The following is a 16,141-nucleotide window of genomic DNA, read 5'->3' on the forward strand; positions in this document are numbered from 1 at the left end:
ACAGGGACGCCTGTGATCCTATGAAGCCATGGAAGAACAGGAATCGGTGCTCGACGCGACACTGGAACAGATCGGCCCCCGTCTCCAGTCGCTGCGCGCTCGCCGAGGGCTGACGCTCGCCGAGGTCGCCACGGCCACCGGGATCTCGAAGAGCACGCTCTCCCGCCTGGAGACCGGTCAGCGGCGGCCGAGCCTGGAGCTGCTGCTGCCCCTCGCGCGGATGTATCGGGTCTCCCTCGACGACATCGTCGGTGCTCCCGAGACCGGAGATCCACGCGTGCGACTACGCCCGCGACGCGTCAACGGTCGGACCGTGGTGGCGCTCACTCGCCAGCCGGGGGAGAGGCATGCGTGGAAGATCATCGTGCCGCGGGAGGCGTCGGAGCCGAAGCTCACCGCGCACGAAGGTTCGTCCTGGATGTACGTGCTCACCGGCCGCATCCGGCTCATCGTCGGCGACCGCGACGTGATGCTCGACGCGGGAGAGGTCGCGGAGTTCGACACCCGAACGCCGCACTGGTTCGGCGCCGACGGCGAGCAGGACGCCGAGATCCTCACGATCTTCGGCGCGGACGGCGAGCCTGGGCCCCGCAGTGCGGATCTGGCGACGCGTCACCTCGCCGAGGTTCTCGGTCAGCACGCGGAGGCGCACTGACCTCCGCAGCGGTGTCGCTCGACGATCCGGATCGGTTCAGTTCGCGCGGGAAGTCAGTTCGTAGTGGCAGCGGGCGAGCCGTGCCACCCACCACTCACGGCGCTCATCTGAGGCCGCGAGACGGCTGAGCGCCTCGGCATCCGGCGTCACCCGACCCACCGGGATCGAGCCGTCGACGGGACGCAGGTCCGCCACGTCGTCGAGGAAGAGCGACGCGGTACCGAGCCCGCAGTCGTAATCCAGCGTCGGGAGAGCTGCGGCGAGTGCGGCGCCCTGGGACAGGCCGATCGCGGTGTCGAGAGCACTCGAGACCACGACCGGGAGCCCCGCTGCGGTGACGATCTGCAGCGCGTGGGTGATGCCGCCGAGCGGCTGCGCCTTGATGACGAGCAGATCGGCTGCACCGGCGCGGGCGACGGCGAGCGGGTCGGAGGACTTGCGCACGCTCTCGTCGGCGGCCACAGGGATGCCCATGTACTTGACCCGCTTGCGCAGATCCGCGAGCTCCGGCACTGTCGCGCAGGGCTGCTCCACGTACTCCAGGTCGTACTCGCCCAGGGCGTGGACGGCGTGCTCGGCCTCGTCGACGTTCCAGGCGCCGTTGGCATCCACGCGGATGCGTCCCTCCGGTCCCATCGCCTCACGCACGGCGCGGACTCGCGCCACGTCGTCGGCGAGGTTCTGACCCGGTTCGGCGACCTTGACCTTGGCGGTGCGGCATCCGGGGAACCGGTCCAGCACCTCGGCGACGCGGGCGGCATCCACCGCGGGGATCGTCGCGTTCACGCCGATCCGGTCGCGCAGTGGCGCCGGCTGCTCGCGCCACGCGAAGTCGATCGCGGCGGCGAGCCAGGTCGCGGCCTCCGCATCCTCGTACTCCACGAACGGCGAGAACTCCGCCCATCCCCGCGGGCCCTCGAAGAGGAGCGCCTCCCGCACCTCGACGCCGCGGAAGCGGCTGTGCATCGGGAGGGCGACGACCCTGGCCGAGTCGATCAGGTCTGCGAGCGGCGGGATCATGTGCCCATTCTGCTCCGTGGAAGCCCCGCCGCGCCGCTCGTCCCCCGGGTGAGTCGCCCCGGCCCGCCCCGCCTCGCCCCCGAGCGCACGGCTTGCTGCCGAGCGCACGGCGTGTAAACGCGACGAAGCCGTGCGCTCGACGAGAAGCCGTGCGCTCGGCTATCCCGAGGGGGCGGGGGTAGGTCAGGCATAAATGTGTGATTGACAATGGTGTGTGGCGCACAGTAATGTGATCGACATGAACGAGACGCTCGACACGCACCTGCAGGAGCTGCGCCGCGGCACGGTGGTGCTGGCCTGCCTGCAGCTGCTGCGCACGCCGGGATACGGATACTCGCTGCTCGAGCAGCTTGAACAGCGAGGCTTCGCGACCGACGCGAACACGCTGTACCCGCTGCTGCGACGACTCGAGAAGCAGGAGTACCTCACGAGCGAGTGGAACACCGACGAGGCCCGGCCCCGCAAGTTCTACCGCACCTCGGATGCCGGCATCCGCCTCGCCGACACCCTCACCGACGAATGGCGGTCGCTCACCACGGCGATCGCCTCCCTCACCGCAGAGGAGAACTGACATGACCACCACAGCCACACTCACCGAGCGCTACATCAGCGCGACGATCCGCAGTCTCCGGCCCGAGGCACAGGACGACGTCCGCGCCGAGCTCGAAGCCTCCATCGCCGACGCGATCGAGGCGAGGCTCGAGCAGGGGGAGGCGCCGGAAGACGCCGAACGCGCCGTCCTCACCGAGCTCGGCGACCCCGGGGTCCTGGCCGCGGGGTACGCGGATCGCCCGTTGTACCTCCTCGGCCCGCGCTTCTATCTGACCTGGTGGCGACTGCTCAAGCTGCTGCTGATGATCGTTCCGGTCTGCGTCCTCGGCGGCGTCGCACTGGGACAGACCATCTCCGGTGCCCCCGTGGGCGAGATCATCTCGACGTCGATCGTGGCGACCGGCGGGGCAATCCTCCACATCTGCTTCTGGACCACGCTCGTCTTCGTCATCCTCGAGCGTTCGAACAGCACGACGGCGATCGAGAAGTGGGATCTCGACCAGCTGCCGGAGCCGACCGAGAAGGGAGTGGGGCGCAGCGAGCTGATCGCGTCGCTCGTCTTCCTCGGCATCGCGATCGGTGCTCTCCTCTGGGATCGCTACCGCGGCTTCGTCCACGTCGACGGCGAGACCTTGCCGATCCTGAACCCGCAACTGTGGCCGTGGGGGATCGGGGTCCTGTTCCTGCTCATCGTCGCGGAGGCCGTGTTCGCGGTCGTGCTCTACCGCAGGGGCCGCTGGACCACGGGGCTGGCCGTGACGAACACGATCCTCGCCCTGGCGTTCCTCGCCTGGGTGCTCGTCCCGCTGCTGACCGGAGACCTGGTGAATCCGGAGTTCCTCGCGCAGATCACGGCGGCCGGCGGGGAGGGCTTCGCGGCCGGACAGGCGGAATCGGCCGACGAGGGCGGGGTGTTCCGCATCCTCGCCGTGCTGCTGGGATTCGGTATCGCGCTCGGCGTCGGCTGGGACATCGTCGACGGCTGGATCAAGACGGTCCGCGCTCGTCGTCGCTGACCACGCGCGATCGAGGAAGCGCCGTCCCGCTCGGGGCGGCGCTTCCTCCGTTGGCGGGGGCGGGCGAGGAATAGGGTGGATGCCGTGACCAGCGCATTCGTCTCCGATCTGTTCGACCCGGCCGAATGGGTGCTCGCGCCCGGCGCCGAGGACTACACCGACATCACCGCCCACGTGTCGAACGACGGCGGGGTCGCGCGCATCGCCTTCGACCGTCCGGAGGTGCGCAACGCCTTCCGCCCGCACACCGTCGACGAGCTCTACCGTGCGCTCGACATCGCCCGGCAGGATGCGCACATCGGAGCGGTGCTGCTGACCGGAAACGGCCCGAGCCCGAAGGACGGCGGCTGGGCGTTCTGCTCGGGTGGGGACCAGCGCATCCGCGGTCGCGACGGCTACAAGTACTCCGATGCGGAGACGGCGATCGTCGACGGTGCGAGCCGCGCGGCTGTCGGCCGCCTGCACATCCTCGAGGTGCAGCGGCTCATCCGCTTCATGCCCAAGGTCGTCATCGCGGTCGTGCCCGGGTGGGCTGCCGGCGGCGGGCACTCGCTGCACGTGGTGTGCGACCTCACGATCGCTTCGGCCGAAGAAGCCCGGTTCAAGCAGACGGATGCCGACGTGGGCAGCTTCGACGCCGGGTACGGTTCGGCGTACATGGCACGGCAGACCGGGCAGAAGTTCGCCCGCGAGGTGTTCTTCCTGGCCGAGGAATATTCCGCACAGCGTGCCTACGAGGCCGGCGCCGTGAACCGCGTGGTACCGCACGCCGATCTCGAGCGCGAGGCCCTGAAGATGGCGCGCACCGTGCTCACGAAGTCGCCCACCGCGATCCGCATGCTGAAGTTCGCCTTCAACGCGGTCGACGACGGTCTGGTCGGACAGCAGGTCTTCGCCGGCGAGGCGACCCGTCTGGCCTACGGAACCGACGAGGCCGTCGAAGGTCGCGACTCCTTCCTCGAGAAGCGCGACGCCGACTGGTCGTCGTTCCCCTGGCACTACTGAGCCGGAGACCCGCATGACCGCCCTGACCACCACGGACGCCGAAGATCCGGATCTGCTGCGGGAGGCCTTGCAGCGCGCGCTCGAGGGCGGACCGGCGCTGGGGCTCGGCATGGTGGCCGGTGCGCCCGAGAACGTGGCGGACGGCATCGCGGCGGTGATCGCGACCTCGGGGTCGAGCGGCATACCGAAGCGGGTCGCGCTGAGCGGTGAGGCGCTGCGCGCGAGTGCCGAGGCGACGGCGGCGAGGATCGGGAGCGGCCGCTGGCTGCTTGCTCTGCCGGCCGGCTACGTGGCAGGGCTCCAGGTGATGGTGCGCTCTATCGTCGCGGGAACCCGGCCGGCCGTGCTCGACGGCCGGTTCTCGCCTGCGTCCTTCGCCGATGCGACACTGGCGATGCTGCGTCCCTCGGCGGGGGCGGGGATTCCCGAGCTGTACACCTCGCTCGTCCCTGCGCAGATCGCGACGCTGCTCGAGGCCGCCGACGACACGGCCGTGCGTGCTGCGCTGACGGCGTACCGGGCGATCCTGGTGGGCGGACAGTCGCTGCCGGAGCCGCTTCGCGAGCGTGCGGCCGACCTGGGCGTGCGGGTGGTCCGAACATACGGCTCCACCGAGACCAGCGGTGGCTGTGTGTACGACGGCGTGCCGCTCGACACGGTCGGCGTTCGCACGGTCGACGGGGAGCTGCGCATCGCGGGGCCCATGCTCGCCGAGGGTTATCTCGGTGACGCCTCGTTGACGACGCGCACCTTCGTGCGGGACGAGCACGGCATCCGCTGGTATCGCACAGGCGACCTCGGTCTGGTGGAAGACGGGATCGTGCGGGTGCACGGGAGGGCCGACAACGTGATCGTGTCGGGCGGCATCAACATCTCCCTCGATCGGGTGGAGCGGATCGTCCGGCGTGTCCCGGGGCTGCACGAGGCTGTCGTGGTCGGCGTGGAGGATGAGCGCTGGGGGGAGGCATCGGTGATCGTCGCGGCGCGTGGCGAGGTGCTGCGGCGCAGCGAGTCCGAGCAGCTCGCGCAGGCCCGTGAGGCTGTCGCGGAAGAGCTCGGCAAGCACGCGCGTCCCTCCCGTCTGATCCTGGTCGACGAGATGGATGTCCTGCTCTCCGGCAAGCCCGACCGTGAGGCGATCCGGCGGGCCGTCGCCGACCTGCGCTGATCGCCGCTGCCAGACTGGGTCGCATGGATGTGCTGCGGCTGGCGGGAGTGCCGGGGGTGGGGAAGAGCGCCGTCGCGTGGGCTGTCGCCGAGCGTCTCGCGTCGGACGGTGTGCCGACCGGGTATGTCGACATCGATCAGCTCGGCATGTGCTACCCCGCGCCGTCCGACGACCCCGACCGGTGGGCGCTGAAGGAGACCGCACTCGCCCGGCTCGCCGTGCGGTTCCGCGACGCGGGTGTCGAACGTCTCGTGGTGTCCGGAGTCGCCGATCCGTCGCAGCCGCCGCCGGCGAGCGGGTTCCCGACGTCGTCCCTGTGGCTGGATGCGGATGAGGAGACGAGGCGGAGACGATTGGCTCCCCGGAGGTGGGAGCGCGAACAGGTCGATGCCGCACTCGCCGCCGGCACCGAGGAGGCGAGCGCGGTGCACCCCGCATGGGAACGACTGGACACGGCGCACTCGACCATCGAGGAGACGGTGCAGGCAGTGATCGCCCGGCCGGCAGGCGGGGCGGAGGTGGCATCCGATGTCGTATTCCCCGAAGAGCATGCGACGGGTCGGGTCATCTGGATCACGGGTCCGAGGTGCGCCGGTGCCTCGCGCGTCGGCTGGGAGCTGGCTCGCAGGCAATGGGTTGCGGGCGAGCGCACGGGGTTCGTTGACGTCGCGCAGTTGAGCTTCTCGTGGAATGCGGATGCTGTGAACGGAGCAGAGGCCGCAGCGGTGGTGCAGACGGTGTTCGCCGAGGTCGGGGCGAAGGCGCTGATCGTCGTCGCACCGTTCGAGGTCTCGCCGAAAGACGTACGCGCGGCTTTCCCGCGAGCGGACGTCCGGTTCTTCCGACTCGATGCCGACGATCGCACGCGCCGCGGCCACGCTGTCCGGAGGGCGGAAGGAGCCGACGGCGCATCTCTCGCCGGGGACGACCTGTACGGTGCGTCCGCCGACGCGATCGAGAGGATCATCGCGACCGGAGCCCGTCAGCGGGCATCGTCGTTGCGCATCGGAGAGATCCTCATCGGCACACCGATGTCCTCGACGCAGCCGGTGGTCGACGAGGTGGCGAAGCGGGCCGGTCTGAGCGCTCTGCCACACTGAAACGCATGGCCTCGTACACGCACGGACACCACGAATCAGTCCTCCGCTCGCACAACGTGCGCGACATCGGGAACTCCGCTGCTTACCTCCGCCCCCACCTCACGTCCGGGACCCGACTCCTCGACGTCGGGGCCGGCCCCGGTACCATCACCGTCGACTTCGCCGGCGTCGTCGCCCACGTCACCGCGACGGAGATCGACGAGAACGCGCTGTCGCTGTCGCGCGGCCTCGCCGAGGAACGCGGCCTGGCCAACCTCGACTTCTCGGTCGAGGATGTGCACGCGCTGAGCTTCGCCGACGACTCGTTCGACGTCGTGCACGCGCACCAGGTGCTGCAGCATGTCGGCGACCCGGTGCAGGCGCTTCGCGAGATGCGCCGCGTAACCGTACCCGGCGGGATCGTCGCCGCGCGCGATGCCGACTACTCGGGCTTCATCTGGTTCCCGGTCCTGCCCGAACTCGATCGGTGGCTCGCCCTGTACCAGGCGGCGGCGCGTGCGAACGGCGGTGAACCCGATGCGGGTCGTCGGCTGCTCTCCTGGGCGCGCGCCGCGGGCTTCGACGACGTCACGGCGACGGCATCCACCTGGTGCTACGCGTCGCCTGCGGAGCGTGCCTGGTGGGGCGGGATGTGGGCCGACCGCATCCTCGAGTCCGCGCTCGCGCGGCAGCTGGTGGACAGCGACATGGCGACTCCGGCGCATCTGCAGGAGATCAGCGATGCCTGGAAGCGCTGGGCCGACGACGGCGACGGCTGGTTCCTCGTGCCGCACGGCGAGATCCTCGCGCGCGTCTGACACTGCACGGATACATCCACGGGCGGATGTGTCCGTGCGGTGCGCTCGCGTAGCGTGGGGGAGTGATCCGCCCGCTCTCCCGCATGGCGCTGACCCTCGACATCGTCGGGGCGGCGCTGCTCTTCCTCGTGCTGATGCCGATGTCTCTCGTGTTCTATGGGCCGGGGACCGGGAACACGGCGATCGGCGGCGTGTCCGTCGTGGCGGTCGTCTTCGCGGCGGTGCTGATGTTCGGCGGTGTCGCGATCGGACGACTTGCGCCGGGTTGGTCACTGGTCGCCGCCTGGGCCGGGGCGATCCTCCAGATGATCGCCGGGTTCGGCCCGCTGCCGATCGACTTCGCCATCCTGCTCGTGCTCTACGCCACGGCGGCGTGGGGCACGAGGCGGGTGCTCTGGTGGGGGTTCGCCTCCGCGCTGTTCGGCGGCATCGTCGCGGCGGTGTACATGGTCATCGTGAACGGCGTCGCCTTCGGGACGGGTACCGGCTGGGAGAAGGTCACGACCGGCACCCTGCTGCTCATCGTCTCCGTCATGGCGCTCGGATTCGCGTGGGTGTGCGGGCTGCTGTGGCGGGTCGTGCTGCGTGCACGTCGGACCCGTGCCGCGCAGCTGCAGGCCGAATCGCTCGCGGTCGAGGAGCAGGAGCGGGTACGCATCGCCCGCGACATGCACGACATCGTCGCCCACTCTCTCGCCGTCGTGATCGCGCAGGCCGACGGTGCGCGCTACGCGGCAGCGGCGAAACCCGAGATGGCGACGGAGGCGCTCGGCACGATCGCACAGACCGCCCGTGGGGCGTTGAGCGACGTGCGGATGCTGCTCACCCAGCTTCGGCACCGGCAGGGAGACGGCCCGCAGCCCACGCTCGCCGACCTCGAAGCGCTGTTCGCGCAGGTGAGGCAGGCGGGGATCGAGCCGCGTGTCACCGTCGACCCGATGCCTCCGGGGGAACCACCGGGGGCGATCCAGCTCGCCGTGTATCGCATCCTCCAGGAGGCGCTGACGAACGCGATCCGCCATGGCGACGGTGCGGTCGACGTGCACCTGGCGTGGTTTCCCGATCGGGTCGACATCGACGTGCGGAACACGGTGCCGCGGGAGACGACGGTCGGGCCCGGTGGGCACGGCGTCATCGGCATGCGCGAGCGGGCGCAGCTCGTCGGCGGTAGTCTGCAAGCCGAGCATCGGGGGGCACAGTTCGTGGTCCACGCCTCGCTTCCGATCGGAGCTTCCGAATGATCAGAGTCGTGCTCGTCGACGACCAGGCGCTGTTCCGCGCCGGCATCCGGATGCTCGTCGCCTCGCAACCCGACCTGGAGGTGGTCGGCGAAGCCGGCAACGGACAGGAGGCACTCGACGTCGTCCGTGCCACGCGGCCCGACGTGGTGCTGATGGACATCCGGATGCCGGTCATGGACGGACTCACGGCGACCGCCGAGATCCTCACCCGGCCGGAGCCTCCCCGCATCGTCATGCTCACGACGTTCGACCTCGACGAGGCTGCGGCCCGAGCGATCCGGCAGGGGGCCAGCGGATTCCTCCTGAAGGACGCCGATCCGGAGTTCCTGCTCGCCGCGATCCGCACCGTGCATTCCGGGTCGAGTGTGATCGCCGCCTCGGCGACGCGCGACCTGTTCGCGCACTTCGCCGAGGCGCCCAAGCCCGTCCCGCCGCAGTACACCACCCTCACCGACCGGGAGAAGGAGATCTTCGCGCTCGCGGCTCGTGGCCTGTCGAATGCCGAGATCGCGGGCCGGGAATACCTGAGTGAGGCGACCGTGAAGACGCACATCAGCCGGATCCTCACGAAGCTCGCGCTTCGCGACCGGGTGCAGCTGGTCGTATTCGCCTTCGAGCACGGCCTCGCCTGACCGCCGATCGACCGGGGAAGGGCCGAGTGCGGATCATCCCTGCGATGTACGCGGATGCTCCGGCCGGGCGATGACCGGCGCGGGGCCGCGGAAATAGCGTCGAAGGCATGGAGATCACGACCACCGACCTGGGGCTCGCCGCCCGCGTCCAGCACCTGAAGAAGACCTACGGCTCGGGCGAAGGCACCGTCCGTGCGCTCGATGACGTCAGCGTCGGCATCCGTCGCGGACAGTTCACCGCGATCATGGGCCCCTCCGGTTCCGGCAAGTCCACGCTGATGCACATCATGGCGGGGCTCGACAGCCCGACGGAGGGGCGCGCGTGGATCGGGGACACCGAGATCACCGGCCTCGGCGACATCGACCTGACGATCCTGCGCCGCCGCCGCGTCGGCTTCATCTTCCAGGCGTTCAACCTGGTGCCCACTCTCGACGCGTTGGGGAACATCATGCTCCCGTTCGAGCTCGACGGCCGTCGGCCGAGCGCGATCGAGCGGGCGCGCATCGACGGACTGATCGAGACGCTCGGACTCGGCTCGCGCCTCAACCACCGCCCGCATCAACTGTCGGGCGGACAGCAGCAGCGTGTGGCCATCGCCCGCGCCCTCGCCACCGCCCCCGACCTGGTGTTCGCGGATGAGCCCACCGGCAACCTCGACTCCCAGACCGGGCGCGAGGTGCTGCGTCTGCTCGCCACCGCGAGCCGCGAGCACGGGCAGTCCATCGCGATGGTGACGCACGACGCGATCGCGGCGAGCCATGCCGACCGCGTGCTCTACCTCGGCGACGGCCGGATCGTCGCCGACCACCCGCGCCAGACCGCGGAGGAGATCTCCGCCTACATGCTCGCTGCCGAGGTGGCGGCATGACCGCCGTCGCCACGGTCGTCCCCGAGACGCGGGCGACAGGTCCTCGACTGGCCTGGCTGCGCGACCGGGGCATGGGCGCCAGCATCCTCGTCGCCGCGCTCTCGGCCGCGTTCGGTGTGCTCCTCGTAGAGATCACGGCATACATCGGCGCTGTCCTGCAGGCAGACCCGTTCATCGGAGACAGTGAGACGCTCGCGTTCGTGGTCGCGCTGCTGTCGGTGCTGCTCACCGTGGTCGCGATGTACGTGGCCGCGATCGTCACGGCGAACACCTTCTCCACGATCATCGCCGGACGCACGCGGCAGATCGCGCTCATGCGTCTGATCGGGGCGACCGCGCGCTCGCAGCGGGCTCAGGTCGGACGACAGGGTCTCGTCGTCGGTGTCCTCGGCGCCGTGATCGGCCTACTCGCCGGGCTCGTGCTGGCGTTGATCGGTGTGCAGATCGGGACGCAGCTGATCGAGAACACCCCGGCGTCCTTCTCGCTCGCACAGCCGTTCGTCGCCCTGCCCGCGATCGGTGTCGCACTCACGACTTGGGCAGCCGCCTGGGCCGGTTCCCGGCGGGTGCTCTCGGTGACCCCGCTGCAGGCACTGGGCGGCTCCGTCGAGCGGACCCACGACGAGGTATCGGGCAAGGCCGGACGGCACGTCGGCGCCTGGATCCTGCTGATCACCGGAGCCGTGCTCCTCGCCGCGGGCGTGGTCGTCGGACTTCTGACTCCGCTCGGCGTCGTCATCGCCTTCTTCGGCGGTGTGCTCTCCTTCACCGGGCTCGCTCTCGGGTCCGTGCTGTTCATGCCGCCGGTGCTGCGCCTGGTGGGCCGGATGTTCGGCTCGAGCGCGACCGCGCGCCTCGCCGCCGAGAACGCGCTGCGCTATCCGGAGCGGTCGTCCCGCATGGCGATCGGCGTGGTGATGGGCGTGACGCTGGTGACGATGTTCGCGGTCGCGCTCGAGTCCGCGAAACGTCTGATGATGAGTCAGGTGACCGGCGAGATCCCCGAGGAGTTCTTCGCCCCGTTCGACGCGTTCGCCGCGATCATGATGGTACTGGTGGCCGTCTCCGCGGTCATCGCGGCCGTCGGCCTCGTCAACCTGCTCACGATCGGCGTGGTGCAGCGTCGCCGCGAGCTCGGACTGCTGCGCTCGATCGGGCTGTCGAACCGTCAGGTGCGTCGCATGGTGCTGCTCGAGGCCACGCACATCACGGTGGCCGCGACGCTGACCGGTCTCGTGCTGGGCGTCACGTATGGGTGGATCGCGGCACAGTCGCTGCTCGGCTCGGTTCCGACCTTGCCGGAGTTCACTCCAGCCGGGCTCGTGGCCCCGCAGATCCCGTGGATCCCCGTCGCCATCATCGTCGTCGCCACGGCGGTGCTCACGCTGGTCGCTGCTGCCACACCCACGCGACTGGCCACTCGGGTGGCGCCGGTCGAAGCACTCGCGGCCGACTGACGGCTCTAGGCTTGTCGGATGCCGTCGCCGTTCGATCAGTCCACGTATCAGGTCCGTCTCGACTGGGGCACGGCGGGTCTCGCCCGTCTCGCACCCGCCGACATCGTCGTGGTCGTGGATGTCCTGCGATTCTCGTCCACCGTGATCGATGCCGCAGTCGCCGACACCGAGGTGGTTCTGGCCGAGGCCGAGGGATGGTCGCGGAATGGCGCCGCCGTCGCCGCCGCGGCCTCCCCGGAGGCGACCGTCCTCGTCGGCGGCATCCGCAACGCCTCGGCTGTCGCCCGCGCGGTGCAGACCGTGCAGGAGCGTCGACAGGCGCGCACCTCGGTGGCGGTCATCGCCGCAGGAGAGGTCGATGCCGGGGGTGTGCTGCGGTTCGCGGTCGAGGATCAGCTCGGCGCGGGGGCCGTCATCCTGGCGCTCTCGGATCGGGGCATCGATCACACGTCGCCGGATGCGGCGGTCGCCGCCGAGGGCTTCCGCGCGCTCCGCGGTGCGCTGCGGCACATGATCGGCGCGAGCGGGTCGGGGCGCGAGCTCGCCGATGGCGTGGCCTCCACCGCTCGTATCGACGCATCCGGCCTGACGCCGACATCGACGACGGATGCCGCCGTGCTCGACGCGGTCGACGTCGTCCCCGTCTTGCGCGAGGGGTTGTTCACTCGGTTCGAGTGATCTCCGCCCGACGCCGCGCGGGAGACGATGGTTCGGCCGGCGCGACGTAGGGTCGTGGCATGAGGTACCTCCCCGCCGTCATCGTCGACATCGTGCTCGTGCTCGTCTTCGCCGCGATCGGTCGTGCCTCGCACGATGAGAATCCGGCGGGGTTCCTGCTCACCGCCTGGCCGTTCCTGATCGCTCTCGCGGTCGGTCATGTGCTCGCGGCACTGCTCCCCGGCAGGCCGCGTCGGCCGTGGTCGGTGCTGTGGGGCACGGTGGTCTGGGTCGTGACGGTCGCCGGAGGCATGCTCATCCGCGTGCTCAGCGGCGACACCGCCGAGGCGCCGTTCATCATCGTGGCCACGATCGTGCTCGGGGTGTTCCTCGTCGGCTGGCGGGCGATCACCGCGCTGCTGCGTCGACGCCGCGCTGCCGCGGAGGCGCAGGCAGATTCCGTCCCGCTCGAGGACGAGTACCCCGACGACCTGCCGCGCTGAGCCGCGGTCAGCGGGGCATCTGAGCGGCGAGACGCACGTCGGACGGGATCTCGCGGCGGGTCCATGCGAAGACGTGTCTGGCGTCGAACGTGCGTGAGCAGCGTGCGCACGAGGTCGCCCTCGTCGGCCGCCGATGCCGGTAGGTCACGTGGCCGGCAGGGCAGCTTCCCACCCACGGCGCGAGCTCGACAGCGGTCTCCCCGTGATGGGTCGTGCCGCCGACGTAGCCGAGTTCTTTCGCCACGCGTTTCCATGCCGGTCCGTGTGCAGCCGCATGTCCGGCGAGTGCATGCGCGACCTCATGCAGCAGCACCTGGTGGATCTCGTCGTCTTCGAAGCGGGCGGCGAGATAGCGCGAGACCGTGATGCGCTTCTTCGTGTAGTCGCATTGCCCGGCCCGGCGCTTGGCATGGTCGAAGCCGAAGGTCCAGCTGTCGTCGAGATGCAGCGTGATCAGTGCTTCGCCCCAGACGCGCACACGGTCGAGTTCCGCCATGCGCCCAGATTATGCCCTGCGACCGACATCGTGGTCGCAGGGCATGCTCAGCCCGCGACGAGCTGCGAGGGGCGGCGGCGCTCGGCGGCCTCGATCGCGAGCAGCACGGTCTCGAGTTCGCGGTCCTCTGCGCCGGACTCGCGTCGCAGGAACAGCGACTGCTTGAAGCTCTCTCGCGCCGTCTCGTAGTCGCCGGCCTCATAAGCGTTCTTGCCGTGGTGCTGGTACGCGAATGCCGCGATCGACAGCCAGCGCTGGCCTTCGGCCTCGGTCGCGCAGGTCGCCAGCTCTTGCTCGGCAGCGGCGTGTGCCCCCCGATACTGCAGGATCGTGGCGTGCAGCACTCGAGCGCGCAGCACGTCCTTGCGGGTGCCGGCCATGCGCGCCTGGCGCACGGTCTCGTCGGCCAGCACGAGCGCTTCGTCCAGGCGGTCGAGCACCTTCAGCAGCCACACCCGCTCGAGCAGTGCGGGCAGGCTGCGCTGCGACTCGATCTCGGCAAGGCGCGTCGCGCACTCGTCGAGATCGACCTTTTCGCGGAGCGTCTCCTGGTCGTATCCCCGGATGAAACTCATTGCTCTCCTTCCGCAGCGTCCCCGTCCAGTCTGCCTTCCGGTCGAGCGCTCGTCGGGGCGGCGCGCCCTGGTCGGCGCATCCGACCCGTGACATACCGCGGCGCGGCCGGGGCACACCCGATCGATCCGGTCGAGGTCAGCGGAGGAAGAGTGAGGCGTCGGGGCGAGGCGACGCGACGGCATCGGCATCCGTGACGATCCGCGCCCCCTGCAAGAAGGCCTCGGCCTCGGCCCCCTGCGCGATCTTCGCCGGGTGCGGGCCGGCCGCCAGCATCCGCGGCAGCCACTCGGTCGGCAGGGGAGAAGCGGATGCCGCGATCACGAGGTTTCCGAACCGACGTCCCTTGAGCACCTGCGTGTCGGCGAGGATGCCGATCTCGGGCAGCACTTCGGCGATCGTCGCGGCCTGCCTGCGGGCGAACGCGAGGCCCGGGCCGTCCGCGACGTTCACGAGCAGCACGCCGCCGGGAGCGAGCAGGCCGGAGAGCTCGCGGTAGAACTCGACGCTCGTGAGGTGGGCGGGCGTCTGCGCTCCGGAGTACACATCCGAGACCACGAGGTCGCAGCTCGCCTGCAGGGCGCCCGGAAGCCGACCCACTCCCTCCCGTGCATCACCGATGCGGATGCGGATGGCGGCGCCCTTCGGCAGCGGCAGATGTTCGCGGACCAGCTGGGCGAGCGGCGCTTCGAGTTCGATGACCTGCTGGCGGGAGCCGGGGCGGGTGGCGTCGATGTAGCGGGGGATCGTGAGCGCGCCGGCGCCGAGGTGCACGGCGGTGAGAGGCCCGGGCGCGAGCTGATCGATCACCGCGCCCATGCGCACGATGTACTCGAAATGCAGGTGTGTGGGGTCATCGAGGTCGACGTGCGACTGCGGGGTGTCGTCGACGATGAGTTCGAACCCGCTGGTGAACTCCGACGGCACGATGCTGGCGATGCCCCCGTGGTCGAGGCGGACCTGCGGGTGCTCGACGTCGCGCGATCGGTTCCGGCCCATGGCCCGAGCCTACGCGTCAGCGGAATGCGTCAGCGCAGCTTGCCGTTGGCGCAGGTCTCCTGCTCGACCGTCTGACCGGAGATGGCCGGGTCGAGCGTCGCGCGTGGTGCGGGAGTCTCGGTCGCCGGGGCGCCCGTGGCCGGAGGGGTCGCCTCCGGGGCCTCGGGGTCGGTGCCCGGTGCGGGCTCGACGAGTTCGACGCCCCCGTTGTTGCTGACGCCGCCGGTGAGCTGCACGGGCTGGCCCGCTTTCAGCGCGTCCCAGATGGTGGCTGCGGCGTCGTAGTTCGGGACGACCCGGTCGGAGTCGTCAGGGTCACCGAACACCGGATACTGCAGGAAGACGAAGTCCGAGAAGGGCACGTCCTTGATCGAGAGCGCGAGCTGTGCGAGCCGGACGGGATTGGCCAGCTCGTCGCTCGGGTCGATGTTGTCGACCACGGTGTCGGCGAGTCCCAGCACCTTGCCCGGATCGCTGAGCACCTCGTCGCTCATGATCTTCTTCACCAGGCGTGACATGTACTGCTGCTGGTTCGAGACGCGGGCCATGTCGCTCTCGTCGCCGACACCGTGCCGGGTGCGGATGAACTGGAGCGCCTCGTAGCCCGAGACGGTGCGCGGTCCCGGCTCCCAGTCGAGAGCCGTGTGTCGGTCGCGGATGCCTTCTCCGCCGATGCACACCTCCACACCGCCGATCGCGTCGGTGACCTCCATCACTCCGTCGAAGGCGATCTTCGCGGCGAACGGGATCTCGATGCCCGTGAGCTGGGTGACCGTCTTCGCGACGCAGGAGAGTCCGGCGCGCTGGAAGATCGAGTTGATCTGCGTCTTGTTGGTCGCGGAGGCGACGGATCCGTCCGGGAGGGTGCACTCCGGGGTCTCGATCATCAGGTCGCGGGGGAGCGAGACCACCGTGACGTTGCGGGGCTCTGCCGAGACGTGCACGAGCAGATTCACGTCGTTGAGGATGCCGCCGTCGGCCTCCGAGCAGCGTTCTCCGAGAAGCCCGGTGGAGACCTCGCCGCACTCGTCGGTGCCGATGATGAGCATGCTGAACTCGCCGGGGAAGGCGCCGATCTGGGGAGGCTCCACCTCGGGGGCGTCTTCGAGGGTGACGGCACCGTCGCTGAAGCGATTGAAGTAGTCCGTCACGATGAACGCGGCGACGGCGATCGCCGACACGAGGATGACGCCCAGCGTGATCCCGGCGATCTTCAGGAAGCCCTTGGCGGGCCCGGGCGTGGGGAGAGTCGCATGGCGCGCGACCGTGGAGCGGTCGGCTTCGTCGTGGCGGCGCATGCCCGCGAGCCTACCGGCGGACCCTGCGGGCGCCGCGCAGGCCGAGCCTGGGCAACACGTGGGAGAGACCGCGTTGATGGGGATGTTACGGCCGCATGACGAT

General features: G+C 70.0%; 18 protein-coding genes. 13 read left to right on the top strand and 5 right to left on the bottom strand.

Annotated elements, in window-relative coordinates:
- Positions 1 to 28 precede the first annotated feature (28 nt).
- On the top strand, positions 29 to 655 hold the full coding sequence (locus ACCO44_RS04200) for a helix-turn-helix domain-containing protein (protein ID WP_372468528.1): 627 nt from the start codon (positions 29 to 31) through the stop codon (positions 653 to 655).
- A 36-nt stretch (positions 656 to 691) separates the two neighbouring features.
- Here ACCO44_RS04200 and ACCO44_RS04205 read toward each other — a convergent pair whose 3' ends face one another.
- Entirely contained in the window at positions 692 to 1,675 is a 984-nt protein-coding gene (locus tag ACCO44_RS04205; RefSeq protein WP_372468530.1) for an o-succinylbenzoate synthase, read from the bottom strand.
- A 238-nt stretch (positions 1,676 to 1,913) separates the two neighbouring features.
- Here ACCO44_RS04205 and ACCO44_RS04210 point away from each other — a divergent pair, with 238 nt between their 5' ends.
- The 12 genes from ACCO44_RS04210 to ACCO44_RS04265 all read left to right on the top strand — a co-directional run bounded on the left by ACCO44_RS04210 (position 1,914) and on the right by ACCO44_RS04265 (position 12,672).
- Complete coding sequence (locus ACCO44_RS04210) at positions 1,914 to 2,246, top strand: PadR family transcriptional regulator (RefSeq protein ID WP_029259789.1); 333 nt, start codon at positions 1,914 to 1,916, stop codon at positions 2,244 to 2,246.
- 1 nt (position 2,247) lies between these two features.
- Positions 2,248 to 3,243, top strand: coding sequence for a permease prefix domain 1-containing protein (locus ACCO44_RS04215; RefSeq protein WP_372468531.1), 996 nt, complete (start codon positions 2,248 to 2,250; stop codon positions 3,241 to 3,243).
- An 84-nt stretch (positions 3,244 to 3,327) separates the two neighbouring features.
- Positions 3,328 to 4,248: a 1,4-dihydroxy-2-naphthoyl-CoA synthase gene (locus tag ACCO44_RS04220; RefSeq protein WP_372468533.1), complete on the top strand. Its 921-nt coding sequence runs from the start codon at positions 3,328 to 3,330 to the stop codon at positions 4,246 to 4,248.
- Between the two features lie 13 nt (positions 4,249 to 4,261).
- Positions 4,262 to 5,416 (top strand): AMP-binding protein, encoded by a 1,155-nt coding sequence (locus ACCO44_RS04225; RefSeq protein ID WP_372468535.1) that lies wholly within the window; start codon positions 4,262 to 4,264, stop codon positions 5,414 to 5,416.
- A 23-nt stretch (positions 5,417 to 5,439) separates the two neighbouring features.
- A complete protein-coding gene (locus ACCO44_RS04230; RefSeq protein ID WP_372468536.1) occupies positions 5,440 to 6,516 on the top strand; it encodes a hypothetical protein in 1,077 nt (358 codons plus the stop codon).
- Positions 6,517 to 6,521: 5 nt separating this feature from the next.
- Positions 6,522 to 7,313 carry a class I SAM-dependent methyltransferase gene (locus tag ACCO44_RS04235; protein WP_372468538.1) on the top strand — a complete coding sequence of 264 codons (792 nt, stop codon included), beginning with the start codon at positions 6,522 to 6,524 and terminating at the stop codon, positions 7,311 to 7,313.
- Positions 7,314 to 7,375: 62 nt separating this feature from the next.
- Complete coding sequence (locus ACCO44_RS04240) at positions 7,376 to 8,554, top strand: sensor histidine kinase (RefSeq protein ID WP_372468540.1); 1,179 nt, start codon at positions 7,376 to 7,378, stop codon at positions 8,552 to 8,554.
- On the top strand, positions 8,551 to 9,186 hold the full coding sequence (locus ACCO44_RS04245; RefSeq protein ID WP_105712370.1) for a response regulator transcription factor: 636 nt from the start codon (positions 8,551 to 8,553) through the stop codon (positions 9,184 to 9,186). Before ACCO44_RS04240 ends, ACCO44_RS04245 begins: the two co-directional genes overlap by 4 nt.
- Positions 9,187 to 9,293: 107 nt before the next feature.
- Positions 9,294 to 10,055 carry an ABC transporter ATP-binding protein gene (locus tag ACCO44_RS04250; RefSeq protein ID WP_372468542.1) on the top strand — a complete coding sequence of 254 codons (762 nt, stop codon included), beginning with the start codon at positions 9,294 to 9,296 and terminating at the stop codon, positions 10,053 to 10,055.
- Entirely contained in the window at positions 10,052 to 11,512 is a 1,461-nt protein-coding gene (locus tag ACCO44_RS04255) for an FtsX-like permease family protein (protein WP_372468544.1), read from the top strand. Before ACCO44_RS04250 ends, ACCO44_RS04255 begins: the two co-directional genes overlap by 4 nt.
- An 18-nt stretch (positions 11,513 to 11,530) precedes the next feature.
- Positions 11,531 to 12,190, top strand: coding sequence for a 2-phosphosulfolactate phosphatase (locus ACCO44_RS04260; protein ID WP_372468546.1), 660 nt, complete (start codon positions 11,531 to 11,533; stop codon positions 12,188 to 12,190).
- 59 nt (positions 12,191 to 12,249) lie between these two features.
- Positions 12,250 to 12,672, top strand: a complete 423-nt coding sequence (locus ACCO44_RS04265; RefSeq protein WP_372468548.1) for a DUF3054 domain-containing protein — start codon at positions 12,250 to 12,252, stop codon at positions 12,670 to 12,672.
- Positions 12,673 to 12,679: 7 nt separating this feature from the next.
- Here the strand turns inward: ACCO44_RS04265 and ACCO44_RS04270 are convergent, their stop codons facing one another.
- The 4 genes from ACCO44_RS04270 to ACCO44_RS04285 form a co-directional block, all read right to left on the bottom strand.
- Positions 12,680 to 13,168: a SprT-like domain-containing protein gene (locus ACCO44_RS04270; RefSeq protein ID WP_372468550.1), complete on the bottom strand. Its 489-nt coding sequence runs from the start codon at positions 13,166 to 13,168 to the stop codon at positions 12,680 to 12,682.
- A 47-nt stretch (positions 13,169 to 13,215) separates the two neighbouring features.
- On the bottom strand, positions 13,216 to 13,743 hold the full coding sequence (locus ACCO44_RS04275) for a hypothetical protein (protein ID WP_029261824.1): 528 nt from the start codon (positions 13,741 to 13,743) through the stop codon (positions 13,216 to 13,218).
- 136 nt (positions 13,744 to 13,879) lie between these two features.
- On the bottom strand, positions 13,880 to 14,740 hold the full coding sequence (locus ACCO44_RS04280) for a spermidine synthase (RefSeq protein WP_372468552.1): 861 nt from the start codon (positions 14,738 to 14,740) through the stop codon (positions 13,880 to 13,882).
- Positions 14,741 to 14,769: 29 nt separating this feature from the next.
- Positions 14,770 to 16,038, bottom strand: a complete 1,269-nt coding sequence (locus tag ACCO44_RS04285) for an LCP family protein (protein WP_372468554.1) — start codon at positions 16,036 to 16,038, stop codon at positions 14,770 to 14,772.
- Positions 16,039 to 16,141: the final 103 nt, after the last annotated feature.

This window comes from Microbacterium maritypicum (assembly GCF_041529975.1).
In the GTDB taxonomy this organism is placed as follows: Bacteria; Actinomycetota; Actinomycetes; order Actinomycetales; family Microbacteriaceae; genus Microbacterium.